Origin of the sequence: Borborobacter arsenicus, assembly GCF_003934165.1 — a bacterium.
Taxonomy (GTDB): Bacteria; Pseudomonadota; Alphaproteobacteria; order Rhizobiales; family Rhizobiaceae; genus Pseudaminobacter; species Pseudaminobacter arsenicus.
The window spans coordinates 64,754-90,565 of sequence record NZ_RKST01000014.1; the positions used below are offsets into that span (position 1 = coordinate 64,754).

Consider the following 25,812-nt stretch of genomic DNA (forward strand, 5'->3'; position numbering starts at 1 on the left):
TCAATCCCCGTCGAGCGAGGAAAAGCCGGCAGTGAGGCCGAATTCGGCTGACAGCCTTGTGCCGAACAACTCGCTTAGGCTCGAAGTGACAACGCCGGTATAGGTCAGCCGGCCACGCTTGGCGGAATCGGCCAGCACGTCTTCGATTGGCCCATCGGCGCTGGCAAGCGCGTTCAGCGCATTGTTGAACTCGAAGCCGATCGACTTGGCGATCCATTTCTTGTCGGCGGGCAGCGCTTCGGCGAGACCCGATATGTCGAACAGCGCCTTCATGCCCGACAGGTTTCCGGCCAGCGACGGGATCGTTTGTCCCGAGCGCCAGAACAGCGCCTGCTTCGGCTTGTCCTTTTCCGTAGCCTCTCCGAGGAAGCCGCCGATGCGCACGTCGCGTTCCATCTCCAATCCGGTGACGAAAACATCCAGCAATTCGCCCAAAACCTCGCCATTATTGCGATAAAGCGGGTTGGTTTCGGACGGATTTTGCCAGGATTTGGCAAAACCGTCGGGTTTTTCCCAGGCATTTTCGATCTTTCCGGCGATGGAATCGAGATTTTCAGCAATTGCCGCGCCGAATGAGCAGCGATAGGGCGCGTCGCTGGCAAGGGATTCCGAGTCGGTTCCGAACAATACGAATTCGAGCGCGCCCAGCCCCTGCATGGCCACGCTCTTGCCGGAAAGGGTATCGGGGTTGGTGGCGGTCGGGTCCTCTTTCTGGATCGCCGCCTGAACCTGCCTCAGGCCGGTGCTCTTGCGGTCGGGCCAGAACAGGATGCGTTCAAGCCGGTTCTGTTCCGTTACGGGTCCGAAACGGATGATTTCCACCCGCGACCAGCTATCGACGGTCTCACTGAATGTACTGCGCGCTTGTGCCAGAAGGTTCTCGGAAGGCATGGTGCAGAGCTTGCTTGTCACCTCGTTGAGGCGTGACGTCGCGGCGTGAAAGTCGCGATAGGCAGGCCGTATGAAATCATCCACCGCCCTGGAGATGATCGGGCCTGCATCAGGGGTTTCGGTCGCCAGAACAGGAGCGGTGAATACAAGGAAGCCGGCAGCGATGATCGGTAACCTCCGCATCACAAGGACTCCAGGAACCGGATCAGCGCCTCGCGATCGCTCTTGGCCAGTGCAGCGAACCCATCGCGCGCCTTCTGCCCTTCACCACCATGCCATAGAACGGCCTCGGTGAGATTGCGGGCGCGTCCGTCATGCAGGAAGAATGTATGGCCGTTGACGGTCTTGGTCAGGCCGATCCCCCAGAGTGGCGGCGTGCGCCATTCGCGGCCGTCGGCATCACCCACCTGCTGGCCGTCGGCCAAGCCTTCGCCCATGTCGTGAAGCAGGAAATCTGAATAGGGCCAGATCAGCTGGAAGGCCTGCGCCTTGTTTGGTGCGTCGCGGCGGGTGACGAATTTCGGCGTGTGGCAGGAGGCGCAGCCGAGGTCGTAGAAGACTTTTTTGCCGGCAAGAACGTCCGGCTTGTCGATGTCGCGACGGGCCGGAACCGCCAGGTTCTGCGAATAGAATGTCACCAGATCCATGATCGGGTCGGGCAATTCGGTGTCGCCAAGCCGCTGCTGCACGCCGTTCGGCATGGTAAAACAATCCTTCTGCGCCTCGGTGCAACCTCCCCAATGCAATGGGACATCGGGGTTGGAGAGGCCGATGTCATTGGCGAAGGCCTCGGCCGCCTGCCGGCGCACGGTGGGGTTGGACGCCTTCCAGCCGAAGCGGCCGAGCGTGAGCTCGCCGCTTGTGTGGTCGCGCACTATGGACGGCTTGCCGGAAATACCGTCGCTGTCGCGATCGTCGGAATCGGCATGGCCGAGAATATCGGCGGGATGGATCTGCTCGATCAGGCCGAGCCCGATCATCTGCGGGGTGACCCGTGGCGAGAGCGTCGTGCGCGGGTCGAGCGGCCCTTGCGAGAGATCGGTGACGGAATAGCTGGGCTGGCGCACCGAGAGCTTCGTGCCGTCGGCGAGCGTGACGGGGATTTCCTGATAGGAGATCGCCATCTTGCCCTCGGACGCAAGGCCGGGGACGGCGAGGTCCTGGAACTGGCCGCCATAGACCGGATCGGGAAAATTCAGCACCGTACGTTCGGCGACGGCCTTTTTCTCGGCTTCCGTTTCAGCTGTCCGTGCCAGCCGCAGGAACATGGAGGTCGCGTCCGGATTGCCCTCCGGCGGGTGGCCGCGGCCGTCCTTCAGATGGCAGCTTTGGCAGGCGCGGGCATTGAACAGCGGGCCGAGCCCATCGGAAGCCTGCGTCGAGGAGGGGGCCGAAACCCACAATTTACGGAACAGGCCGTTGCCGACCTTGAAAGTTGCCTCTTCCTCGAAGGTGATATTGGCGGAGGAATGCGAGAAGGCATCGCGATTGGCGGCCTTGGTCGAGGTGCCGGCTCCGCCCTGCATGACTTCGAACTGTTCGGCCTTGGAGAAATCCGTCGTCGGGCGGGTGACGGCAAGAACGCGGCGCAAATCCTTCGCTGAAAGGTCGCTGCGTGTCGTGGCCAGCCCTGAGGGCTCGGCCTCGCTGGCCAAGGCCGGCAGTGGCAGGACGAACAAGACAGTCACGCAGGCAAGCCACGCGCGGGCAAAAATGGCGGCAGGTTGGACGCGGCGCGTCAGGAGAATGTCGCGCCGCATGGGTCCATGGCTCCTATTCGGCCTCGTTGGCCGAGGCTGCATTGAGCAGGCCGTATCTCTCTTCGCCGATCGAGTTGAGAAGATCGAGCTGCGTTTCGAGGAAGTCGATATGGCCTTCCTCGTCCTTCAGCAGTTCCTCGAACAGCTTCATGGTCACATAGTCGCCGAGTTCCTGGCAGATCTCGCGCGATTTCTTATAGGAGGTACGAGCGTCATATTCGCCGGCAAGGTCGGATTCGAGCACTTCCTTGACGTTCTGGCCGATGCGCAAGGGAGCCACCGACTGCAGGTTGGGATGGCCCTCGAGAAAAATGATGCGCTCGATGATGTGGTCGGCGTGATGCATTTCCTCGATCGATTCCTCGCGTTCCTTCTTGGCGAGCTTGTTGTAACCCCAGTCGTCCAAAAGCCTGTAGTGCAGCCAGTACTGGTTGACGGCGCCGAGCTCCAGGAAAAGAGCCTCGTTAAGCCGCTCGATGACCTGCTTTTCGCCCTTCATGGTGTCTCCTCCCATATTCGGCCCGCAACGCTCTGACGCGGTCCAGGTGTGAAACGACATCTACCCCGCTTGCGTTCAAACGGGAATGGTAGCTTTCGGTGACCCGAATGATCGTTTCCACCACATTTGGGAAGCAGCCGCAACAACGTCCGCGTTTTTGCATGAAATGATAGACCTTCGCCGGGACGATCAGCGTCCACGGGTCTGCGTCCAGAAGCGCGACTATGGCCTCTTCGACCTCCTTTTGCGTGATCAGGTTACATTGGCAGATAAGCATGGTTCACACTGTCGGCTGACGGCGCCCGTAGCGCCGTTTGGCTATATTATGTCTTCGCCTGGGCTTACTGGAAGACCTTGTCCGGGGCGTCGAGACTGTCGGAGCCTTCGAAGGCGATGGCATCGAGTTTCAGGCTGGCCACGGCGCGTTCGATCGACCTTGTCTGGTCGATCAGCCCGTCGATCGCTGCCTGCACGGCGGCATTTCCCTCAGCATTGCCCTCGCCGATCTGCTGGTCATAGGCCTCGCCACCTTCGGCGCGCTTGGCGACCGCTTCCATGGCGGCAACAGTCGTATCGAGCTTGCCGAGCAACTCGCTGTCGACCACGGGGTCGGCCTCCTTGACCAGCGCGGATAGGGATGGACCCTCGACCACCGAGCCGTCGATGCGCTTGTAGCTGCCCGTGTAGGCATTGCGGATGCCGATCGCATCATAGAGATGCGAGATATGGGTGTTGTCGGAGAAGCAGTCATGCTCCTCCTCCGGATCGTGCAGCAGGAGACCGAGCTTCATGCGCTCGCCCGCCAACTCGCCATAGGACAGCGAGCCCATGCCGGTCAGGATGGTCGAGAGACCGGCATTGACGTCGCCCTCGGCCAGCGCCTTGCGCGCGGCACCGTCGGCAGCCCAGTTGCCCACCATCTCCTCAAGATCGCTCACAAGCAGCTTTGAGGCGGCGGAAAGATACTCGGCGCGCCGGTCGCAATTGCCGCCGGTGCAATTGGCGGTGTCGAAATCGGTATGGGGACGGTTGCCGGCGCCCGGCCCGGTGCCGTTCAGGTCCTGGCCCCAGAGCAGGAATTCGATGGCATGATAGCCGGTTGCGACATTGGCCTCGATGTCGCCGGCCTCTTGCAGCGTCTCCGACAGCACTTGCGGCGTGATCTTGGAGACATCGACCTTGGCGCCGTTGATCTCGATTTCCTTGTTGGCGATCACATTGGCGGTATAGAGCGTGTTCTCGTCGGATTCGGTGCCGTAGCCAGCATCGACATAGTCGATCAGCCCTTCATCCAGCGGCCAGGCGTTGACCCGGCCTTCCCAGTCATCGACGATCGCATTGCCGAAGCGGTAGACCTCGGTCTGCTGATAGGGAATTCGCGATGCCTTCCACGCCGCGCGCGCGGCCTCCAGCGTCTCGGCCGAGGGCTTGGCGACAAGCGCAGCCACGGCCTCGTCAAGCTGCTTGGCGGTGGCCAGTGAATCCTCGTATTTGGCGAGCGCAATATCGGCATAGGTGGCGATCACCGCTTTCGGATCGGTATCGGCCTTTGCCGGAAGAACGAAGGCTGCTGCCGTCAGCGCTGCGGTTGCGGCAATGGCCGCCAACCTTCTGCCCTGTCGTATCGTCACCTGTGTGGCGTTCATGGTCCTCTCCTCAATGGACGGTGTCGCGCCTGACACGCGACAATATGTTCTGGAGTACGGCTCTCGGGATGGGCAGCAGCTGGTGATCGAGTTGCGAAAGCGAATGGGCGAAACTAGCGGCGGCCTCGCCGACCAGTTCCTGCCGTGCCGTGCAGGTGATCGCGCCAAGGCAAAGCTGTGCTGCCTCGTCGTCGTCGTGTTGGATACCGGCGATCAGCCCCAGCGCCATGCATTCGTCGCGGCAGATGTGATGTGCGCCGAAGGGGAAGCTGCGCAGCGGGCAGAGCGCGCATTGGCGCAGCGTGCGTACGAAATGCGACAGTTCGCTCAACACCCGGCGCCCGTCAGCAGGGCCGAGGAGATCGGTATAGAGGGCGAAGGTGAGTTCCCACGGCGCGACCGAGCCGGTATCGAAACCGGCGATCCAGCGGCGATAGCCTTCGAGCACCAGTTTTTCAGGCGCCCGTTCGAAATAGCAGCCATAGGGCTCGATGTCCGACATGCACGCCGCCATCAGCAAGGTCCCGAGCCCAATCGGGAAGTCGCACAGGCTTGCGCAACCACAATATCAACCACTCACGTCCTCCAATCGAACGGGTTCAAGGCCCAGACATCAAAGGGATGCGCCAAGACGCAGGCTTTCATAACACGCTCAGGGTCAGGAAAGTCAACGGGTTTCTCGCCAAAAGAAGATATAAATCAATAGCTTAGAATTATTCTAAACTAGCAAAGTCAAGTTTAAGGGGGCGGTTCTCGACCTGTCCGCAACGCCTAACATCTTGATTCAACGCATGATCCCGCCCTTGGAAATCTGTCCTGGTCAGGCGCGTAGAGGTGATGGCAGCACCTGCCCGACGAAGCGGCGGCTTGACACCGCCTTGTTCAAGGTGCGACCGAAAGGTGGTCTGCCGTGTCGGGGCCGGACAGCTTGGCGGACCCGAAAAAGGCCATATTCGAGTTTTGCCAGGAAGCACTATCCATGAAGAACGGCGTGGTGATTGTCGGTGCAGGTCATGCGGGCGTGCAGGCGGCGGCAAGCCTGCGCGACGAAGGCTATGACGGGCCGCTGACGCTCATCAGCGATGAGGGTGAACTGCCCTATCACAAGCCGCCCTTGTCGAAGACCTTCATCAAGGACAGCGAGGCGCGGCCGCAGATCCTGCGTGCCGAAAGCTTCTACGCCGGCGCCCGCATCGATCTTCGCTTCGCAACGCGCGTCGAGCGCATCGATCCGGTAGCGCAACGCCTGGAACTGGCAGGCGGGGGGGCGCTTTCCTTCGATGCAGCGATCCTGGCGACCGGCTCGCGGCCGCGACTGTTGCCGCTTTCAGGTGCGCTGCTTGCCGGTGTGCTGTCGCTGCGCTCGATCGAGGATGCCCGCCGCATCCGTGCCCTGAGTGCCGAAGTCGAGGACGTGGTCGTGCTCGGCGGCGGCTTCATCGGGCTGGAGATTGCCGCGACATTGTCGCTGGGCGGCAGGCGCGTCACCGTCGTGGAGGCGCAGGACCGTCTGCTTGGCCGCGCCGTGGCGCCGTCCATCTCCGTCCATGTGCGCCGACGCCTCGAAGAGTCTGGCATCCGCATCCTCACCCAGACGACGATCGAGCGGCTTGAAGGTGCTGACGGCCATGTCGAGGCAGCCATCACCTCGGCCGGCGAGCGTATCGCCGCGCGCATGGTGATCGTCGGCGTCGGCGTGGTGCCCAATACCGAACTGGCGCAATCCGCAGGGCTTGAGATCGGCAACGGCATCCGCGTGGATGGGCGGATGCAAACTTCGGTGCCGGGCATATTGGCGATCGGCGACAACGCCAATTATCGCCACTGGTTCTCCGGCGGCGATGTCAGGCTGGAATCGGTGCAGAACGCCACCGACCAGGCCAAGCTGGCGGCGCGAACCATTCTCGGCCACCAGGACGATTACCGCAGCGTGCCCTGGTTCTGGTCGGACATAGGCGACATGAAACTGCAGATGGTGGGGCTATCGCAGGGAAGCGACCGCACCGTCATCGTCGGCGATGTGGCCGACAACAAATTCTCGATCTTCCACTATGAAGGCTCGCGGCTGATCTGCATCGAATCCGTCAACCGGCCGGCCGATCATATGCTTGGCCGCAAGATGCTCGGCGCCGGATTTTCCCCGGACGCCGAGACCGTGCTTGCCGGCACTGATGCGCTCAAGGCAGCGCTGGCGGCTAGCGCCGCCTGAACCCGGTTTCCCGATCAGCTTTCCCAGCCGGCGACGGCCTTCACCTCAAGGAAATCCTCAAGGCCCCATTTGCCGCCCTCGCGGCCTAGCCCGGACTGCTTGTAGCCGCCGAACGGGCTGCCGGAACCGCGCGAGGCGCCATTGATCTGCACCATGCCGGAGCGCAGGCGGCGCGCCACGCGCTGCGCCTTTTGCTTGTCGCCGGTCTGGATATAGCTCGACAGGCCATAGGGCGTGTCATTGGCGATGGCGATGGCATCTTCCTCCGTGTCGAAGGGGATCATTGCCAGGACCGGGCCGAACACTTCCTCCTGCGCGATGCGCATGTCGTTGGAGACGTCGGCAAAGATCGTCGGGCGCACGAAATAGCCGAGGTTGAAGCCTTCCGGCCGGCCGAGCCCGCCGGCGACCAGCCGCGCGCCTTCCTTGATGCCGACATCGATCAGCCCCTGGATCTTGTCGAACTGGGCCTCCGACACCACCGGGCCGATATGGTTGCCATCCTGCGCCGGGTTCCCGACAGACGTGCGGTTGGCATAGCCCTCCGCAAGTTTCACTGCCTGGTCATAGACCGGGCGCTCGACCAGCATGCGCGTGGGCGCGTTGCAGGACTGGCCGGTGTTTTCGAAACAATGCGCCACGCCGCGCTCGACGGCCTGTGGCAGGTCGCTATCGGCAAAGACGATGTTGGGCGACTTGCCGCCGAGTTCCAGCGTCACCCGCTTGACCGTCTCGGCCGCCGCTCTGGTGACGGCGATGCCGGCGCGGGTCGAGCCGGTAAACGACATCATGTCGACGCCGGGATGGCGCGACATTGCCTCGCCGACCGTTGGGCCATCGCCATTGACGAGATTGAAGACGCCGGCCGGAAATCCTGCTTCCTCGACGATCCCGGCAAAGATGATGGAGGAAATCGGAGCGATCTCGGACGGCTTGAGCACGACCGTGCAGCCGGCGGCAAGGGCCGGCACCACCTTCAGTGTGACCTGGTTCATCGGCCAGTTCCACGGCGTGATCAGGCCGCACACGCCGATCGGCTCATGCACGATCCGGTCGTTGGGCGCATGGTCGCCGAGCGGATGCTCGAAGGCGAAGGCCTTCAATTCGCGGATGAAGGTCTTGATATGGCTGATGCCGACCGCGGCCTGTGACTCCGTCGCAAGCTTGATCGGCGCGCCCATTTCCTGCGAGATGGCGAGCGCCATGTCGGGAAGCCGGCGCTTATAGGCAGCGAGCAGCTTTTCGAGATAAGCCACGCGATCTTCGCGGCTCGTCAGGCTCCAGCTTTCGAAGGCGCGGCGTGCGGCAGCGACCGCCTTGTCGACATCGGCGGCGGTGCCCAGCGAAATCACCGCGAAGGGCTGCTCGTCGGCTGGATTGATGACCTCGAATTCCTTCGGCGTGCCTGGCGCCGTCCATTTACCGTCGATGAAGAACTCGGTCTTGCGCTGCATGATGCTCTCCTTGCCATGCCGGCGGAAGCCATTGCCGCCGCCTTTTGCCTATGGATGTCAGGTCTTCATGTAGCGACAGGGCAGGGTGCGAACAACACCGGCGACTGCCGGGCAGGAAGGTGGCATGCAAAGCAAAATCGCCTGGCCCAATGTCGCGCAAGGCCGCGCTTAAATCTTCGAATGGACATTCGTGGTCGACGCCGACTTCGTGCCGGCTGTGCGCGTGTCGCCCACAGCATTGCCCTTGGCTCGGATACTATCCCGTAGTCGGATCAATCACATGATCTGACCGTATGTTTCCACGTGACTCCAAACTTGTTCTCTGCGCCGCCTTATTGCCGGATGTTTGCCGCATTTGCTGCCGCATTTGTGTCCAGACGAGCGCGATACTCGTCAACGGAGAGAATTTCACAATATGAATATGTCCCGCGCTGCGGCTTCCGCGGCAGTGGTTGCGGCTGGCCTGATGGTTGTTGCCTCGACCGGATCCGCATCGGCTCAATGCGGCCGCGCTTCCTGGTATGCCCTGAATTCCAAGACCGCCTCAGGCGAGCGCATGAACCCCGCCGCAATGACCGCCGCCCACCGCACCCTGCCATTCGGCACCAAGGTGCGGGTGACCAATAGCAGGAACGGTCGCAGCGTCGTCGTGCGCATCAATGATCGCGGTCCGTTTATACGCGGTCGCGTCATCGACGTATCCAAGGCCGCTGCCAAAAGCCTGGGCTTTGTTGGTGCCGGTCACACCGCCGTCTGCATGGAGCGCCGCTGAAAGCGGCCTGCAGCGGCAGCAGCCATTGCTTCGGCGAGGTCCAGTTTCCAGTGTTCCCGGCAATAGGCGCGGAAGTCGAAGCAGGGCAGGCCGGGGCAGATTTCGAATTCGATCAGGTGGACGGTGTCGTCCGGCTCGACGCGGAAATCCATCGAAAACACGTCACGCAGCCCGAGCGTGCGCATACAGTGCAGCGCAATCGCCTTGATCTTGTTGGCGGCTTCCGGCTGGCTTGCCGCCACAGGTAGCAAATCGGGCTCCGCATAGACGCCACGTGCGCAGGCCTCTGCGCCGGTCTCGCCATAAAGCGCCAGGCTGTCCTGCATGGTCTGGAAGTCGCCGCCGGCATTGACGAAGGAAATACCGAACGCTTCCGCGCCGGCGCCGGATTCCATTTCCAGGAAACTCAGCCGCACGTTTCGCCCGGTGACATAGGGCTGGACGATTGCATCATCGCGATAGGCTTCGAAGATGCGCCGGCTCAACGCCAGCGCCGTATCCGGCGAGTGGCAGTGCGAGTCCGGATAGATGCCGATCTTAGCGCCGAGCCGGTTCGGCTTGACGAAATAGCCTGATTTCGAGTGCTGCGGCTCGACCAGCCATTGCCCGTCGTGGGCGAGGCCTGCAGCCGGCACCGGCAGGCCGAGTGCGCCGAGCACCGCGCCGGAACGAAACTTGTCCTGACAGAGCGCAAACAGGGAATCGTCGGAGCCGAAGGTCGGCAGGCCGTTCAACCGCGCCAATGCGGGACCGGCACCGCCCCGGAAATAGGCGATTCCGTCGGTGAGGGTCCAGACCAGCGTGACTTCCGGCTTGCGGCCGGCAAGGGTAGCGGACGCCTCGTCCAATGCGACGGGCTCGAAGCGCAGACCGCGCTGCGCGCATGCCTGTGCAATGGCATCGAATTCAGGCGCAAGGTCGGTCGATTGGGCCAGATAAGAGGAGATTTCGGCAGCCCTTTCGGCGGCAAATCCTTCAGTGGCAAGCCGGTCGAGGCAGGCCTTCTCGGTCTCATGGACCAGCAGCAGCGTCGGCATTTGATCGGCCATCCGACCCCCCTCAAGCTCACCAGCGATACAATGCCGCCAGCAGCGTTTCCGGCTACCGCGAAACCGACCTGGCCGGGGCGCCGATGCGACAATCGGAACTGATCCCGTCAAGTGCGCAATCAGATCAGCACGCGCGGCTCCAGCCGGCCTTTGACCGGAAGGTCGAGCAGCATTGTCATGCCGGCACGCTTGTCGCGCTTGCGGGTTGCGGCATTCATGCCTTCCCAGGCCGAGGTGAGCACCAGACGGTCGGCATTGGCGCCGACGAAGGCGGGGCAGGAGGGCTGCCGCGTGGTGATATCGATGCTGCGGATGCGCTTGCCTTGTGGCGAATAGGCGTCGAGGCGGCCCGCTCCCCAGCGGGCATTCCATAACACGCCGTCGACATCGACCACCGAGCCGTCGAGCCCGCCCTTCTTGCCGCTGTGATCGAAGAACATGCCGGCTTCGCCGATGGGCCGGCCGGTCGCCGGATCGCAGCCGATCCGAAACAGGATATTTTCGCGCGTATCCGTATAGTAGGCCACGCTGCCATCGGGCGAAAAGCAGATCGAGTTGGGAATGGTGATATCCGACACCAGCTTGCAGAATTCGCCCTTGAAGAACCAGTAGATCGAACCGCCTTTCGGCTCGGCCTTCCTGCCCATGGTGCTGATCCAGAAGGCCCCGCAGGGATGAACCCGGCAATCATTGGAGCGCGTTAGCGGATTGTCGGCCTCGATCGAGAAATAGGAGGTTATCGCGCCGGTCCTGACGTCGCGGATGTGGAGGCCGCTTTCGGTGACCAGCAATTGATGGCCCTCATTGATCACGGCCAGTGCACTTGTCATTTCCGGCAGGTCGTGAACGATGGTCACGCCACCCGAAAGCTTTTTTTCAAGCAGCTTGCGGCCGAGAATGTCGAACCAGAACAGCGTGTCGGTGTCGGCGTCATAGATCGGGCCCTCGCCGAGGTGGCAGACATGATCCGACAGCACCGAGACGCCGACATCATTTTTCACAGCGCCCTGCGAACAGGCATCATCAGTGTCGAGGGACAGGCCTGGCGTCACAGATATCCTCCATCGACGATCAGCGTCTGCGCCGTCAGCATGCGCGAGGCATCGGAAGCAAGAAACAGGCAGGTGCCGATCAGGTCTTCCGGGACCATCGCCTCACGGATGCATTGCTTAGCGACGTGGGCCGCAAGCGTTTCGGGCGTTACCCAACGCTCGCGCTGCCTGTCGGTCATGACCCATCCGGGAGCGACCGCGTTGACGCGGATGCCATGTGGACCGAGATATCCGGCCAGGCCCTTGGTCAGGCCGACTATGCCGGCCTTGGCCGCTGTATATGACGGCATGTCGGGATGGTTGATCAGGAAGGAGGTCGAGGTGAAGTTGATGATCGAGCCGCGGCCGGCCTGTTTCATACCGGGCATGACCGCCTGGGCGGTGAAAAAATGCGGGCGCAGATTGAGCGCCTGATTGGCATCCCAATAATCGGGGGTGACATCCTCCACCGCATGGCGATCATCCAGCGCGGCATTGTTGATCAATACCGTCACCGGGCCGTGTGCCTTGGCGGCTGCGGAAACCGCCGCCCGCAATGCCTCAATGTCCCGCAAATCCGCCTTCAGGAACAGCGGGCGGGTGCAGATGCTGCTTTCGAGGCGGTCGCACAAAGCGAGGCTTGTTTCCCTGGTGATATCGATGAAGGCGACCTTGGCGCCCTGGCGCGCAAACCCCTCGACGAGTGCAGCGCCGATGCCAGAACCGCCGCCGGTGATCAGCACCGATGCATTCTCCAGATCGGGAAATTTGGCAGACGGCATCATGGGCGGACCTCCTCGGTATCCTCATCTACCACCTTGTCGACGAAAAGCGTCAAGCTGGAGCCCTGCCGATATAGTTTTTCACCCCTCCGCGGCGAACGGAGGGGTGTCTATTGCTGGTCGCGAGGAGTCATGGGTGGACAGTCGCTACGAAACGTCGGCGATCCCGCCAACACGCTCAGTCCGCTCCCATGAGCTCCTTCAACTGAGTGGTCTTCTGCATGCATCCGGCTTCGTCGCCGGCATCGGCCATTTCGCGGGCTTCAGTCATGAGCTTGGCGACCTGATCGGAAGGCTGGTCGGTGGATTGGCCTGTCACCTCCTTCTGGTGAGGCGACACGGCTTCAACCTTGCCAGTCGTGGGGCCTGTGGTGGTGGAGCCGGTGGTCTCCCCACTTGTTCCCTGAGCACCGGGCAGGACTTCTTCCTGATGCTTGGTTACCGGCATGCCGGATTTGTTGGTGGCCGCTCCTGTCTCTGCCGTCACTGCGGGCTGTTCGAGCTTCGTCAATTCTTCGCGGCAGTCAGCGAAAGCCGGCACGGCCATCACCAGCGAAAGAGCGGTGAAAGTTGCCAGGCGTATGGACATCAGACTCTCCTTTCATGAGAGGACATTGCGGGTGATAGCCGGAAAACGGTCCTGTGCTCGAAGGGTTCCGCCTTGGCGGCGGCCGCAATAGCTGCTTGATTGACGGGAGAAGAGTGCGGGCTCCCGAACGAAGGTCAGGCAATCCATGAACAGAACACGTGACCGCCTCGAGCAAATCCTCCAGCGCCTTGAGGCGCGTTCAGGGGAAGAGCGCGTATTCTCAAGACTATATCCCGAGGCTGCACGGGCTGCCGCCGATGCCGCCGATGCGCGGCGAAGGGCAGGCATTTCGCTTGGGTCCCTAGACGGCAGGATCGTTTCGATAAAGGACCTGCTGGATGTTGCCGGCGAGACCACCACTGCGGGCTCGGCCATAAGGCGCACCTGCCCGCCGGCTGTCGAGGATGCAGTCGTTGTACGGCGCCTGCGGCAGGCTGGTGCGGTGATCCTCGGCAAGACCGTCATGACCGAATTCGCCTTCACCGCAGTCGGGCTCAATCCGCATTTCGGCACGCTCGGCAACGCCGCCGACCCGCAGCGTGTTCCCGGTGGTTCGTCCTCGGGCGCTGGCGTGTCCGTTGCCGAAGGCACATGCGACATCGCCATCGGTTCCGACACCGGCGGTTCGATCCGCATTCCGGCAAGCCTCAACGGCGTGGTCGGCTTCAAGCCCACCGCCTCCCACGTCTCGACCGCAGGGGCGTTCCCCCTATCCTTCACGCTGGATTCGCTGGGGCCGCTGGCGCGCAGCGTTGCCGAATGCGCGGCCGCCGATGCCGTCCTGTCGGGTGAGGATGGTGCTTCGTTGGGCCCTGTGTCGTTATCCGGCCTGCAGATCGGTATCCCGCGCGGGCTTCCGCTGGCGGATATGGAGCCGGCTGTGGCGGAGGGGTTCACGCAAAGCCTCGATATACTGGAGGCGGCGGGGGCGCGCCTGGTCGATCATGACATCGATGATATGCTCGCGGCGATGGCGGAGGCGACCAGTATCGGTTCGATCGCCGGCATTGAAGCCGCCGCGGTCCATGCCGACTGGCTTGGCGATGAGCGCAAGGCTGCGATGGTCGATCCGCGCGTGGCCAAGCCGTTGGCGCGCCGGGCAACGGTGCCGGCCGTTGCCTATATCAGGATGATGCAGCGGCGGGCTGAACTCGTGGCCGAGATGAATCGGCGCCTGGCCGCGATCGACATTCTGGCGCTGCCGACGACACCGATGGTCGCGCCGCCGATCGAGCCGCTGGTGGCTGATCGGGAACTCTATAACCGCACCGAGGGCCTGCTGCTGCGCAATCCGCAGATCGCCAACCAGTTCGATCTCGCCGGAATTTCCCTGCCGATGCCGGGCATGAGCCTTCCGGCTGGCCTGATGCTGCTGTGCCGGCACGGCGACGACCGCCGGCTGCTTGCCGTTGCCGCGACAGTGGAACAGGCATTTCGGAACGTCGCGTAGCTTTGGCTGATTATGGCCGTGGCCCGAGCAGGATGACGGCGGCGCCGGCAAGGCAGATCGAGGCGCCCGCAACGTCCCAGCGGTCGGGCCGGTGGCTTTCGGCAAACCACAGCCAGAGCAGCGAGGCGGCGATATAGACGCCGCCATAGGCGGCATAGGCACGTCCGGCGGCCTCGCTCGGCACCAATGTCAGCAGATAGGCAAAAAGCGCCAGCGACAACATGCCCGGCACGAGCCACAGCGGCGATTTGTCCAAGCGCAGCCAGGCCCAGAAAGCAAAACAACCAGCGATTTCGGCAAGCGCGGCGGCCGCGTAGGTGGCGAGAATCATGGCTTAGCATTCCATGCGGCAAGGATTCCGCCAAGTGGGAGAATGCAGTCTTTTTGCCCTTGACCCTATAGCGGCTAGAGCAATTAGCCTGACCCGGAATGAAGGAATTGAAAGGGTTTTCGATGAGCGAGGCTGTTGTGCAAAGCCGCTATCGCGTGGAGGGCATGGATTGCGCAAGCTGTGCGGCCAAGATCGACACGGCGGCAAGGCGTGTGGAAGGCGTGGTGGATATCGCGGTCTCGGTCACCGCAGGAACGATGACCGTGGACCATCGCCAAGGCACCGATATGGCTGCCCTTGCCAAGCGCGTCGGCAGCCTCGGCTATAAGGTGACCCCCGTTGCGCGGGGTTCCACGAGCGCTCCCGAAAATGCGCCGGCTACATGCTGCGGCGGGGATCACTCCGGCCATGCGCACGGTCACGCACATGGCGAGCACGACCATCACCATGATCATTCCCATGGCGAGGCGCATGGCCATCATTATGAACATGGTGAAGGGCCGTGGTGGGCGACGGCAAAGGCGAAACTGACGATTGCCTGTGGTGTCGCCCTGGGCGGGGCCTTTCTCGTCGCCAAGCTGGTTCCGGATATGGCTTCGTGGTTGTTCATCGCCGCGATGGCTGTCGGCCTCGTGCCGATCGCCCGCCGCGCGGTCATGGCTGCGCTCAATGGCATGCCCTTCACCATCGAGACGCTGATGACGATTGCGGCGATCGGCGCGGTCATCATCGGCGCCAGTGAAGAGGCGGCCGTGGTGGTGTTCCTGTTCCTGGTCGGCGAATTGCTGGAAGGTGTTGCTGCTGGCCGCGCCCGCGCCAGCATCAAGGCGCTGGCAGCCCTGATGCCGAGGACGGCATTGCTGGAAACCGGCGGAACCGTTCACGAAGTGCCTGCGACAAGCCTGCCGATCGGTTCGGTCATCCTGGTGCGGCCGGGTGACCGTATTCCCGCTGATGGCACCATCATCTCTGGCCAAAGCTCGGTGGACGAATCGCCGCTTACCGGCGAATCCGTGCCGAAAGCCAAGGCGGCCGGCGAGCCGGTCTATGCCGGCACGATAAACCAGGATGCCGCCATACGGGTCGAAGTGACGAAGGGTGCGGCCGACAACACGATTGCGCGCATCATTTCGCTGGTGGAGCAGGCGCAGGAATCCAAGGCCCCGACGGAGCGTTTCATCGACCGCTTTTCACGTTACTACACACCTGGCGTGATGGTGGTCGCGGCGCTGATCGCAATCGTTCCGCCGCTGTTTTTCGGCGCTGACTGGGACGGCTGGATCTACAAGGGCCTTGCGGTGCTGTTGATCGGCTGCCCCTGCGCCTTGGTGATTTCCACGCCGGCGGCAATCGCGGCAAGCCTGTCGGCAGGTGCGCGCAAGGGCCTGCTGATGAAGGGCGGCGCCGTTCTGGAAACGCTGGGCAAGATCACCAAAGTCGCCTTCGACAAGACCGGCACGCTGACGGAAGGCAAGCCCAAGGTCACCGATGTCATTGCAGGCGACCGTGGCGAGGAAGAGGTCTTGCGCCTTGCGGCCGATCTGGAAACCGGCTCCAGCCACCCGCTGGCAATGGCCATCCTGCTGGAAGCACAAAGGCGCGGCATCGCCGCAGCCTCGGCGTCGCATGCAAGGGCGATCGGCGGCGAAGGCATCGAAGGCGAGGTCGGCGGCGAGAGCCTGTTCCTCGGTTCGCCTCAGGCCGCCGACAGGCGTTCGCCGCTCGGCGCAGACATTCGCGACCGGATCGCTACCCTGAACGGGCAAGGAAAGTCGGTTGCCGTGCTGCTCGCCGGCGCCAAGGTGGCGGGCGTGATTGCCATGCGCGACGAACCCCGCGCGGATGCAGGCGAGGGCATCGGGGCGCTGAAGGCGCTCAATGTGGGGGCGGTCATGCTGACCGGCGACAACCGGGTCACCGCCGAAGCCATTGCCGGCTGGCTCGGGCTTGAGCCGCGCGCCGAATTGCTGCCGCAGGACAAGCAGACCATCGTGGCGGAGTTGCGTGGAGCAGGCCACATCGTCGCCAAGGTCGGCGACGGCATCAATGATGCGCCAGCGCTGGCTGCCGCGGATATCGGCATTGCCATGGGCGGCGGAACCGACGTGGCGCTGGAAACGGCGGACGCTGCGATATTGCATGGCAGGGTGGGCGATGTCGCCGCCATGATCGCGCTGTCGCGCGCTACGATGCGAAACATCGTGCAGAACATCACGATCGCGCTGGGGCTGAAGGCGGTGTTCCTGGTGACGACCGTCATCGGCATCACCGGCCTGTGGCCGGCCATCCTGGCCGATACCGGGGCGACGGTTCTGGTGACGGCCAATGCGATGCGACTTCTGGGCTGGCGCGGGCGATGAGCCTGCTGGGCAGGGCGTCGATATTGCCTTTGCCGGGCTGGCGCGGTAGCAAATCAATCAGGCACTCTCTATCTATGATGAGGGATGGCGCGGGTTGATCCGGGCACGTTTTGAAGTCGAAAGCAGGGAAATGGTGGCAAGGGATACGCTGACGAAGAACCAGTTGCGCGTGCTCGAAAAGCTCGAAACCGCCGCAGGCCCGCTCAGCGCCTACACCTTGCTTGATCTTCTGCGAGACCAGGGTTTTCGTGCGCCCCTGCAGGTCTACCGCGCGTTGGACGGCCTGATGAATGCCGGTTTCGTGCATCGGCTGGAAAGCATGAATGCCTTCGTCGCCTGCTCCGAGCCGCACGATCACAACCATCGCCTGATTGCCTTCGCCATCTGCGACACATGCGGGCAGGTGGAGGAGTTTTCCGACGAGAAAATCGGCAAGCAGCTTGACGCCTGGGTCGGCTCGACCGGCTTTTCCGCCAAGAAGGCCGTCATCGAATTTCGCGGCATCTGCGCCAGATGCGCGGCGCTTGCCGCATAGCTTGAACTCAAAACTACCGAAAAGTCAGTGCGCCTCGTCCCAGTTCGAAGCGGCGCGTGCATCCACCTGTAGCGGCACAGCGAGGCTGACAGCCGGCATTGCAGCATTCTCCATGACGGTGCGGATCAGCGGCAAGGTTTCAGCGACCTCTTCCTCCGGCGCTTCGAAGATCAATTCGTCATGGACCTGCAGCAGCATGCGCGCCGAAAGACCGGCTTCCCTGAGGGCGGCATCCATGCGGGTCATGGCGCGGCGGATGATATCGGCTGCCGAGCCCTGGATCGGCGCATTGATGGCCGCACGCTCGTTGAAGGCGCGGTGCTGCGGATTGGAGGAGCGGATCTCCGGATAATGTGCGCGCCGGCCGAAGATCGTCTCGACATAGCCGTGCTCGCGGGCGAAGGCTTTGGTTCCTTCCATATAGTCCCGGATACCCGGAAAGCGCTCGAAATAGCGCTTGATATAATCGCCGGCTTCCTCGCGCGGGATCGAGAGCTGGTTGGCAAGGCCGAAGGCGGAAATGCCGTAGATGATGCCGAAATTGATCGCCTTGGCGCGGCGCCGTACTTCTGACGGCATGCCATCCACCGGGACGCCGAACATTTCCGATGCGGTCATGGCATGAATGTCGACGCCATCGGCAAAGGCCTGCCGCAGTTGCGGAATATCGGCGACATGCGCCAGCACCCGCAACTCGATCTGGCTGTAATCGGCCGAGACCAGCCGGTTGCCCTTTTCGGCGATGAAGGCGGTCCTGATCCGTCGGCCTTCCGCGGTACGGATCGGGATATTCTGTAGATTGGGCTCGGATGAGGATAGCCGCCCGGTCGAGGTCGAAGCGAGCGCGTAAGAGGTGTGGACACGCTGGGTTTCCGGATCGATATGATCGGGCAGGGCGTCGGTATAGGTGGATTTCAGCTTGGTGAGCTGGCGCCAGTCCACGATTCTGCGCGGCAGCTCATGGCCTTCGGCGGCCAATTCTTCCAGCACTTGTGCCGTGGTCGACCATTGGCCGGACTTGGTTTTCGAACCGCCGGGCAGACCCATGCGGCCGAACAATATGTCGCCGAGCTGCTTGGGCGAGCCGATGGTGAAGCGCTCGCCGGCCATCGCATAGATTTCGTCTTCCAGTGCTGCGGCGCGCTGCGCCAGCTCGCCGGAAAGGCGGCTAAGCATCTGGCGGTCGACGGAAATGCCACGCTCCTCCATGCGCGCCAGAACCGGCACCAGCGGCCGTTCCAGTCGCTCATAGACCGAGACCAGGCCGTTCGCGGCCAGACGCGGCTTGAGGACATTCCACAGCCTGACGGCAAGGTCCACGCCCTCGGTGGCATAGGTCGTCGCCCGTTCGATCTCGACGAAATCGAAGGTGACGAGGTTCTTGCCCGACCCGACCACCTCCTTGAACGGAATGACGGCATGGCCGAGCCAGCGTTCGGCAAGCGCATCGAGGCTGTGGCCGCCATTGCCGGCGTCGAGCACGTAGGAGATCAGCATGGTGTCGTCGAACGGCGCGATGTCGATGTCGAACCGGTGCATCACAAGCCAGTCGAACTTGATGTTGTGGCCGATCTTGAGCACGGAGCGGTCGGTCAGCAGGGGGCGCAGCGCCGCCAGCGCGTCGTCCAGGGAGACTTGATCGGGTGTGTGTCCGTTGCCGAGAAGGTCCGTTTCGCTCGAGCGATGCGCGACCGGCACATAGGCGGCGCGGCCGGGCCGGATGGCGATCGAAAAACCGACCGGCTGCGCCAGCATTGGGTCGAGCGAGGTGGTTTCCGTCCGGAACGCCACCATGCCGGCTTCGCGGGCCTCGGCAACCCATGCGGCAAGCGTGTCCCGATCGCGAATGCACTCGAATTTCGCGGGATCGATCCTGGCGTCAACGGCTGCCGCGGCGCGCGACTTGGCGAGATCGCGAGGCGATACACCGCCTTCCCGCGGATTTGTGTCCGTGGCGAGGACAATCCGGGCATAGATACCGTCCTCGACCTTGTCCCGGGTGCCATCGGACGAGGCACCGTCGGCCAGATGGGCCGAACCGTTTGCCGTGCCTGCGTCAAGATCCGGCCCGCGTGCTGCCGCACCTGCATGCACGGTGATCTGTCCGGCTTCTATTTCAGCCGGATCGGCGCCGGTTGCCTCGGCCACGCGGCGGGTCAGCGAGGAGAACTCCATCGCCTTCAGGAAGGAGATCAGCTTGGGCCCGTTCGGCGGCTGAAGCACGAAATCTTCCAGCGCGTCGGTTACCGGCACGTCGTGCTTGAGCGTGACCAGTTCGCGCGAGATACGCGCTTTCTCGGCATTGTCGATGATCGACAGGCGCCGTTTCTCCTGCTTGATCTCGCCAGCGCGCTCAAGCAGCGTGTCGAGGTCGCCGAATTGTTCGAGCAGCAGGGCGGCCGTCTTGGGCCCGATGCCGGGCACGCCTGGAATATTGTCGATCGAATCGCCGGTCAGAGCCTGCAGGTCGATCATCTTTTCCGGCGGAACGCCCCACTTCTCGATGACTTCGGGAATGCCGATCTGGCGATCCTTCATCGGATCGTACATGGCAACTGTCGGGCCGACCAACTGCATCAGGTCCTTATCGGAGGAGATAATGGTGGTGTCGCCGCCAGCCTCGCAGGCAAGCCGCGCATAGGTCGCGATGAGATCGTCGGCCTCGAAGCCTTCCATCTCGACGCAGGGCAGGTCGAAGGCGCGTGTCGCCTGGCGGATCAGACCGAATTGCGGGATCAGGTCGTCGGGCGGCGTAGAGCGGTTGGCCTTGTATTCGGCATAGAGTTCGTTGCGGAAGGTTTTCGAGGAATAGTCGAAAATCACTGCAAAATGCGTGGGCACGATGCCGACATCAGTGTTGCGCGCATCCTTCATCAGCTTCCACAACATGTTGCAGAAGCCGGAGACCGCGCCGACCGGCAAGCCGTCGGATTTGCGAGTCAGCGGTGGCAGCGCATGATAGGCACGGAAGATGTAGCCGGAGCCGTCAATGAGGAAGAGATGATCGCCTTTTTTCATGCGTAGGACCAATCGACATTCAGGCTTCGGGCGTGGCGCGAGCCGGATTTCGGTCCTGAACAGGAGAAAAGCGCAAGGCGGTGTCGACCACCGTCGAGCATTTTCGACGGTGAGGTCTCGTCTCGGGCGTAGCCCGACAAAGCGTCCAGTGGACGTTTTGAGAGCTGAACGCCCGAAGGGCAGAGGGCAGAAATCCGCCGCGTCCCAAAGGGATATGGCCAAAATCGTCCATTTCCGCGTCGCGAAGCCTCGACGCAGGGCAACTGCGCCTTCGGCTCCGCTCCTCGAACTGAACGATTTTTGCTCATACCACGCCTCAAATCCTGAATGTCGATTGGTCCTAGCTGGTAGCCTGCGCAGCAAAAGCTGTCCACTTCCAAACTCCGATGGTGATCGCTGGCCCGTCCACTCCTGACAGGAAATGGCTATTCACGCGTTTGTTACAAAACTGTAATTTATGTGCCCTTGAATCGCCATGTTCACAACGCCAGATATCACACATCGGCAATCTTAGCCGAGTCCGGAACCAAGGCCCGTCCCCCGCCTGAACCGGACGCTGCGGCAGCCTAATCCCCCCTCTCCGGGCTGCCGCACCCTTTTTGAAAGTATAGCCGCCGTGGTTCCCCTCCACCACGGCGGCTTTTTTTGCTCAAGTTCCGGCTTTTCCCCATGATCGACGAGACCGAATTGCCTTGTTTTTGCGTCTCGTGGTCCCGAAACCGGTTCCCACTTTCGGGAGACATGCTTTAGGGTAGCGCCGCAGATTCGAAAGGCCTCCAAAAATGCTACCCATCGCACCCGTTCTCGACCGTCTTGACGCAAATCTCGATCAGAGCATCGAGCGCCTGTTCGGCCTCTTGCGCATCAAGTCGATCTCGACCGATCCGGCGTTTGCCGCCGACTGCCGCAAGGCTGCCGAGTGGCTGGTCGCCGATCTGAAGTCGATCGGGTTCGAGGCAAGCGTTCGCGAGACGCCGGGCCACCCGATGGTGGTGGCGCATCATGAAGGGCCAAGTGCAGACGCGCCGCATGTGCTGTTTTACGGCCATTATGATGTGCAGCCGGTCGATCCGCTCAATCTGTGGGAAAGTGATCCCTTCGACCCGGCGCTGAAGGAGATCAGTCCCGGACGCAAGGTCATCACCGGTCGAGGCGCTTCCGACGACAAGGGGCAGCTGATGCTCTTCGTCGAGGCCTGTCGGGCCTATAAGCAGGTGCATGGCAAGCTGCCGTGCCGGGTTTCGATCCTGTTCGAGGGCGAGGAGGAGTCCGGCTCACCCTCGCTCAAGCCGTTCCTTGAAGCCAATGCCGAGGAACTGAAGGCGGACTTTGCCATGGTCTGCGATACCGGCATGTGGGACAGGGAGACGCCTGCGCTTTGCGTCGGGCTGCGTGGTCTCGTCGGCGAGGAAATCACCGTCAAGGCCGCCAATCGCGACCTGCATTCGGGCGAGTTCGGCGGTGCGGCGGCCAATCCGATCCGCATCCTGGCAAGAATCCTGTCCGACATGCATGACGATACCGGCCGCGTGACCATTCCCGGCTTCTATGACGGCGTCGAAGAAACCCCGACGCAGGTGCTGAAATCCTGGGAAGCGCTCAACGAGACCGCGGAGAGCTTTCTCGGCGAGGTCGGGCTCTCAATCCCTTCAGGCGAAAAGGGCCGTTCGGTTCTGGAACTGACCTGGGCGCGGCCGACTGCCGAGTTCAATGGCATCGAAGGCGGCTATACCGGCAAGGGCTTCAAGACGGTGATTGCTGCCCAGGCCTCGGCCAAGGTGTCGTTTCGGCTGGTGCACAAGCAGAACCCCGACAAGATCCGGGCTGCCTTCCGCGATTTCGTGCGCGCCCGCATCCCGGCGGACTGCTCGGTCGAGTTCGAGGAACATGGTGGCTCGCCGGCAATCCAGCTTTCCTACGACTCGCCCTTCCTCACCAAGGCAAAGCAGGCGCTGTCGGATGAATGGCCCAATCCGGCGGTGATGCTCGCCATGGGCGGCTCGATCCCGATCGTCGGCGATTTCCAGACGTTTCTCGGCATGGAATCGCTGCTGGCCGGCTTCGCGCTGGTCGATGACCGCATCCATTCGCCCAACGAGAAATACGACCTTTCCTCGTTCCACAAGGGGCAGCGCTCCTGGGCGCGCATCCTCGACGCGCTGACACGCTGAATTACGGACAATTGCAGATGACGATCCGCTTTCATAAAAACGACCTGCCCGATCTTGGCCACTACAATGTCGATGCCATCGCCATCGACACGGAGACGCTGGGGCTCAATCCGCATCGCGACCGGCTCTGTGTGGTGCAGATTTCGCCAGGCGACGGCACGGCCGACGTGATCCAGATCGCGCGGGGGCAGAAGACGGCGCCAAATCTGGTCAAGCTCCTGGCCGATGCGAACATCACCAAGCTGTTCCATTTCGGCCGTTTCGACCTGGCCGTGCTCTACCACACTTTCGGCGTGATGCCTGAGCCGGTATTCTGCACCAAGATCGCCTCGCGGCTGACGCGCACCTATACGGATCGTCACGGGTTGAAGGATATCTGCTCCGAATTGCTCGGCATCAGCCTTTCAAAGGCCCAGCAATCTTCCGATTGGGCGGCCGAAACCCTGTCACCCGAACAGCTCGAATATGCCGCATCGGACGTGCTCTATCTGCATCGGCTGCGGGACGTGCTGGCCTCGAGGCTTGCGCGCGAAAGCCGAACCGAGGAGGCGGACGCCTGCTTCCGCTTCCTGCCGACGCGCGCCAAGCTGGACCTGATGGGCTGGGACGAAACCGACATCTTCGCCCATAGCTGACCGGACCGCGAAGCTGTCGAGCCTTTGCTGCCCTCAGTCGATGTCCTGGTTGCGCGAGGTCTCGGCGGCGCGGGTGAAGTGAACCATCAGGCTGTCCTTCAACTCGCCTTCTATGCCGACCTTGTTGATGGCGCGTTCCATGCATTTCAGCCACAGGTCCCGCATTGCGGGGCCGATATGGATATGCTCGTGGATTTCCTTCAGCCGCGAGTGGCCGTGTTTCTGCACGTAGCGGCTGGGTCCCCCGAAGAAGCCTGACAGGTAGTTGAACTGTTCCTCGCGGGAATGCGCCACGCCATGGCCCCGCAGATGGAGCAGATGCAGTTTGTGGGCGTCCTCGTCCTGTTCGATGATGTCGTAGAAAGTTTCCACCAGATCGCGCAGGCCGTCCTCGTCACCTATCAGCCTGTAGAGTGAATCCTTCCTGGCAGTAGCAATATCCATGTCGACGCAACTCCATTGAGACGCGGCTTGTGAGCTAGGGAGGCCTACAGGATAAACCCACCAAACATAGATTTGCAATGGATGATAGAATTTTTCCTGTCAGGATAATCAGAGCAGCCGCGACAACGCCGCGGCAGCCCATGGCCTGACAGTTTGGCGGTGAAGGTCGGGCGTCAGTCGCCCATCTTCAGCGCTTCGATGAACGCCGTTTGCGGTATTTCGACCTTGCCGAACTGGCGCATGCGCTTCTTGCCTTCTTTCTGCTTTTCCAGCAGCTTGCGCTTGCGGGTGACGTCGCCGCCGTAACATTTGGCGGTCACATCCTTGCGCAGGGCCGAGATCGTCTCGCGCGCGATGATCCGCCCGCCGATTGCCGCCTGGATCGGGATCTTGAACATATGCTGCGGGATGAGCTCCTTGAGCTTCTCGCACATGACGCGGCCGCGCTTTTCGGCGGCCGAGCGATGAACCAGCATCGACAGCGCGTCGACCGGCTCGTCATTGACCAGGATCGACATCTTGACCAGATCACCCTCGCGATAGTCGGTCAGGTGGTAGTCGAAAGAGGCGTAGCCCTTGGAGATCGACTTCAGCCGGTCGTAGAAATCGAAAACCACCTCGTTGAGCGGCAGGTCGTAGACCAGCATGGCGCGCTTGCCGACATAGGACAGATCGGCCTGCAGGCCGCGCCGGTCCTGGCAAAGCTTCAGGATGCCGCCGAGATAGTCGTCGGGCGTCAGGATTGTGGCGCGGATCCACGGCTCCTCGATATGGTCGATCTTGACCACGTCGGGCATGTCGGCCGGATTGTGCAGTTCCTTGACGGTGCCGTCGGTCATGACCATGCGGTAGACGACGCTGGGTGCGGTGGCGATGAGGTCGAGATTGAACTCGCGCTCCAGCCGCTCCTGGATGATTTCGAGGTGGAGCAGACCAAGGAAGCCGCAGCGGAAGCCGAAGCCCAGCGCTGCGGAGGTCTCCATCTCGTAGGAGAACGATGCATCGTTGAGGCGCAGCTTGCCCATTGCCGCCCGCAAATCCTCGAAGTCGGCGGCATCGACCGGAAACAGACCGCAAAACACCACCGGCTGTGCCGGCTTGAAGCCGGGAAGGGCCTTCTCGGTGGGACGGCGGTCCTCGGTGATGGTGTCGCCGACGCGGGTATCCGCCACTTCCTTGATGGAAGCGGTGATGAAGCCGAATTCGCCGGGGCCGATCTCGTCGGCCTGGATCATCTTGGGCGTGAAGAAGCCGGTACGCTCAACCGGATACCGTGCACCGGTGCCCATCATGCGGATGGTCTGGCCCTTCTTCAGCACGCCGTCGATGACGCGCACCAGCACGATGACGCCGAGATAGGCGTCATACCAGCTATCGACCAGCATGGCCTTCAACGGCTTTGCGGCATCGCCCTCGCGCGGTGGCGGCAACTGGTGGACGATCGCCTCCAACACATCGCCGATACCGATGCCGGTCTTGGCCGAAATATAGACTGCCTGGCTGGCATCGATGCCGATGACTTCCTCCACCTGTTCCTTGATACGCTCCGGCTCGGCGGCGGGCAGGTCGATCTTGTTCAGGACAACGACGATCTCGTGGTCGTTGTCGATGGCCTGATAGACATTGGCCAGCGTCTGCGCCTCTACCCCCTGGCTGGCATCGACCACCAGCAGCGAGCCTTCGCAGGCCGACAGGCTGCGCGACACTTCATAGGCGAAATCGACATGGCCGGGCGTGTCGATGAGGTTGAGGACATAGTCCTCGCCATTCTTGGCGCGGTAGTTCAGGCGCACGGTCTGCGCCTTGATGGTGATGCCGCGCTCCTTCTCGATATCCATATTATCGAGAACCTGCTCCTTGCCGGCCATTTCGCGCTCATCCATGCCGCCGGTCATCTGGATCAGACGGTCGGCAAGCGTCGATTTGCCATGGTCGATATGGGCGACGATGGAGAAATTGCGGATGTGGGACAAAACTGTGGTCATGGGCCGCGCATTTATCAGTGCCGGGGCAAAAAACAAAGTGGCATTTCTTGCGTCGCGGATAAGCCGTTCACTTGCCGGCCCCGACAATCCGCTGGATTGGCGTGCACGGTGATGGTGGGCGTCGGCGGGCCGAACTGACCAGGACTTCATTTACGCCGTATAAACCAACTTCTGTAACCTCGAAGTAGCGGAAGCCTGCTT

General features: G+C 62.3%; 22 protein-coding genes. 7 read left to right on the top strand and 15 right to left on the bottom strand.

Annotated elements, in window-relative coordinates; all coding sequences use genetic code 11:
- From EET67_RS16190 to EET67_RS16215, 6 genes are all read right to left on the bottom strand, one after another.
- Window positions 1-1,074 carry an imelysin family protein gene (locus EET67_RS16190; RefSeq protein WP_128627239.1) on the bottom strand — a complete coding sequence of 358 codons (1,074 nt, stop codon included), beginning with the start codon at window positions 1,072-1,074 and terminating at the stop codon, window positions 1-3.
- Window positions 1,074-2,651, bottom strand: a complete 1,578-nt coding sequence (locus tag EET67_RS16195; RefSeq protein ID WP_128627240.1) for a di-heme oxidoreductase family protein — start codon at window positions 2,649-2,651, stop codon at window positions 1,074-1,076. Before EET67_RS16195 ends, EET67_RS16190 begins: the two co-directional genes overlap by 1 nt.
- A gap of 13 nt (window positions 2,652-2,664) precedes the next feature.
- Entirely contained in the window at window positions 2,665-3,150 is a 486-nt protein-coding gene (gene bfr / locus EET67_RS16200; RefSeq protein ID WP_128627241.1) for a bacterioferritin, read from the bottom strand.
- Window positions 3,116-3,427 carry a (2Fe-2S)-binding protein gene (locus EET67_RS16205; protein ID WP_128627242.1) on the bottom strand — a complete coding sequence of 104 codons (312 nt, stop codon included), beginning with the start codon at window positions 3,425-3,427 and terminating at the stop codon, window positions 3,116-3,118. The genes bfr and EET67_RS16205 overlap by 35 nt, the downstream gene beginning before the upstream one ends.
- Before the next feature lie 64 nt (window positions 3,428-3,491).
- The gene (locus EET67_RS16210; protein WP_165899928.1) at window positions 3,492-4,796 is read right to left on the bottom strand and encodes an imelysin family protein; all 1,305 of its coding nucleotides are present in this window, start codon (window positions 4,794-4,796) and stop codon (window positions 3,492-3,494) included.
- Between the two features lie 10 nt (window positions 4,797-4,806).
- Entirely contained in the window at window positions 4,807-5,298 is a 492-nt protein-coding gene (locus EET67_RS16215) for a hypothetical protein (protein ID WP_245450951.1), read from the bottom strand.
- Between the two features lie 477 nt (window positions 5,299-5,775).
- Between EET67_RS16215 and EET67_RS16220 the strand changes: the two genes are divergently transcribed.
- On the top strand, window positions 5,776-7,005 hold the full coding sequence (locus tag EET67_RS16220) for an NAD(P)/FAD-dependent oxidoreductase (protein ID WP_128627244.1): 1,230 nt from the start codon (window positions 5,776-5,778) through the stop codon (window positions 7,003-7,005).
- 14 nt (window positions 7,006-7,019) lie between these two features.
- Here the strand turns inward: EET67_RS16220 and EET67_RS16225 are convergent, their stop codons facing one another.
- Entirely contained in the window at window positions 7,020-8,459 is a 1,440-nt protein-coding gene (locus EET67_RS16225) for an aldehyde dehydrogenase family protein (protein WP_128627245.1), read from the bottom strand.
- A gap of 415 nt (window positions 8,460-8,874) precedes the next feature.
- On the opposite strand from EET67_RS16225, the gene EET67_RS16230 reads away from it, so the two are divergent.
- Window positions 8,875-9,231, top strand: coding sequence for a septal ring lytic transglycosylase RlpA family protein (locus EET67_RS16230; RefSeq protein ID WP_128627246.1), 357 nt, complete (start codon window positions 8,875-8,877; stop codon window positions 9,229-9,231).
- Here the strand turns inward: EET67_RS16230 and EET67_RS16235 are convergent.
- From EET67_RS16235 to EET67_RS16250, 4 genes are all read right to left on the bottom strand, one after another.
- Window positions 9,201-10,280 carry a D-alanine--D-alanine ligase family protein gene (locus EET67_RS16235; protein WP_128627247.1) on the bottom strand — a complete coding sequence of 360 codons (1,080 nt, stop codon included), beginning with the start codon at window positions 10,278-10,280 and terminating at the stop codon, window positions 9,201-9,203. The genes EET67_RS16230 and EET67_RS16235 overlap by 31 nt on opposite strands.
- Before the next feature lie 119 nt (window positions 10,281-10,399).
- A complete protein-coding gene (locus EET67_RS16240) occupies window positions 10,400-11,281 on the bottom strand; it encodes an SMP-30/gluconolactonase/LRE family protein (RefSeq protein ID WP_128627337.1) in 882 nt (293 codons plus the stop codon).
- Between the two features lie 47 nt (window positions 11,282-11,328).
- Window positions 11,329-12,096, bottom strand: a complete 768-nt coding sequence (locus tag EET67_RS16245) for an SDR family NAD(P)-dependent oxidoreductase (RefSeq protein WP_128627248.1) — start codon at window positions 12,094-12,096, stop codon at window positions 11,329-11,331.
- A 175-nt stretch (window positions 12,097-12,271) separates the two neighbouring features.
- A complete protein-coding gene (locus tag EET67_RS16250) occupies window positions 12,272-12,682 on the bottom strand; it encodes a hypothetical protein (protein ID WP_128627249.1) in 411 nt (136 codons plus the stop codon).
- A gap of 145 nt (window positions 12,683-12,827) precedes the next feature.
- Here EET67_RS16250 and EET67_RS16255 point away from each other — a divergent pair, with 145 nt between their 5' ends.
- A complete protein-coding gene (locus EET67_RS16255; RefSeq protein WP_128627250.1) occupies window positions 12,828-14,132 on the top strand; it encodes an amidase in 1,305 nt (434 codons plus the stop codon).
- A 10-nt stretch (window positions 14,133-14,142) separates the two neighbouring features.
- On the opposite strand, the gene EET67_RS16260 is transcribed toward EET67_RS16255, so the two are convergent.
- Window positions 14,143-14,463 carry a YnfA family protein gene (locus EET67_RS16260; protein ID WP_128627251.1) on the bottom strand — a complete coding sequence of 107 codons (321 nt, stop codon included), beginning with the start codon at window positions 14,461-14,463 and terminating at the stop codon, window positions 14,143-14,145.
- 122 nt (window positions 14,464-14,585) lie between these two features.
- On the opposite strand from EET67_RS16260, the gene EET67_RS16265 reads away from it, so the two are divergent.
- Entirely contained in the window at window positions 14,586-16,823 is a 2,238-nt protein-coding gene (locus EET67_RS16265; RefSeq protein WP_128627252.1) for a heavy metal translocating P-type ATPase, read from the top strand.
- A 130-nt stretch (window positions 16,824-16,953) separates the two neighbouring features.
- A complete protein-coding gene (locus EET67_RS16270; protein ID WP_128627338.1) occupies window positions 16,954-17,358 on the top strand; it encodes a Fur family transcriptional regulator in 405 nt (134 codons plus the stop codon).
- A 24-nt stretch (window positions 17,359-17,382) separates the two neighbouring features.
- On the opposite strand, the gene polA is transcribed toward EET67_RS16270, so the two are convergent.
- The gene (gene polA, locus EET67_RS16275; protein WP_128627253.1) at window positions 17,383-20,376 is read right to left on the bottom strand and encodes a DNA polymerase I; all 2,994 of its coding nucleotides are present in this window, start codon (window positions 20,374-20,376) and stop codon (window positions 17,383-17,385) included.
- A gap of 782 nt (window positions 20,377-21,158) precedes the next feature.
- Between polA and EET67_RS16280 the strand changes: the two genes are divergently transcribed.
- Window positions 21,159-22,547: a M20/M25/M40 family metallo-hydrolase gene (locus tag EET67_RS16280; RefSeq protein ID WP_128627254.1), complete on the top strand. Its 1,389-nt coding sequence runs from the start codon at window positions 21,159-21,161 to the stop codon at window positions 22,545-22,547.
- 17 nt (window positions 22,548-22,564) lie between these two features.
- Window positions 22,565-23,182, top strand: coding sequence for a ribonuclease D (locus EET67_RS16285; protein WP_128627255.1), 618 nt, complete (start codon window positions 22,565-22,567; stop codon window positions 23,180-23,182).
- Between the two features lie 33 nt (window positions 23,183-23,215).
- On the opposite strand, the gene EET67_RS16290 is transcribed toward EET67_RS16285, so the two are convergent.
- Both EET67_RS16290 and lepA read right to left on the bottom strand, forming a co-directional pair.
- Entirely contained in the window at window positions 23,216-23,626 is a 411-nt protein-coding gene (locus tag EET67_RS16290) for a group II truncated hemoglobin (protein WP_128627256.1), read from the bottom strand.
- Between the two features lie 173 nt (window positions 23,627-23,799).
- Window positions 23,800-25,611, bottom strand: a complete 1,812-nt coding sequence (lepA, locus tag EET67_RS16295; protein WP_128627257.1) for a translation elongation factor 4 — start codon at window positions 25,609-25,611, stop codon at window positions 23,800-23,802.
- Between the last annotated feature and the right edge of the window lie 201 nt (window positions 25,612-25,812).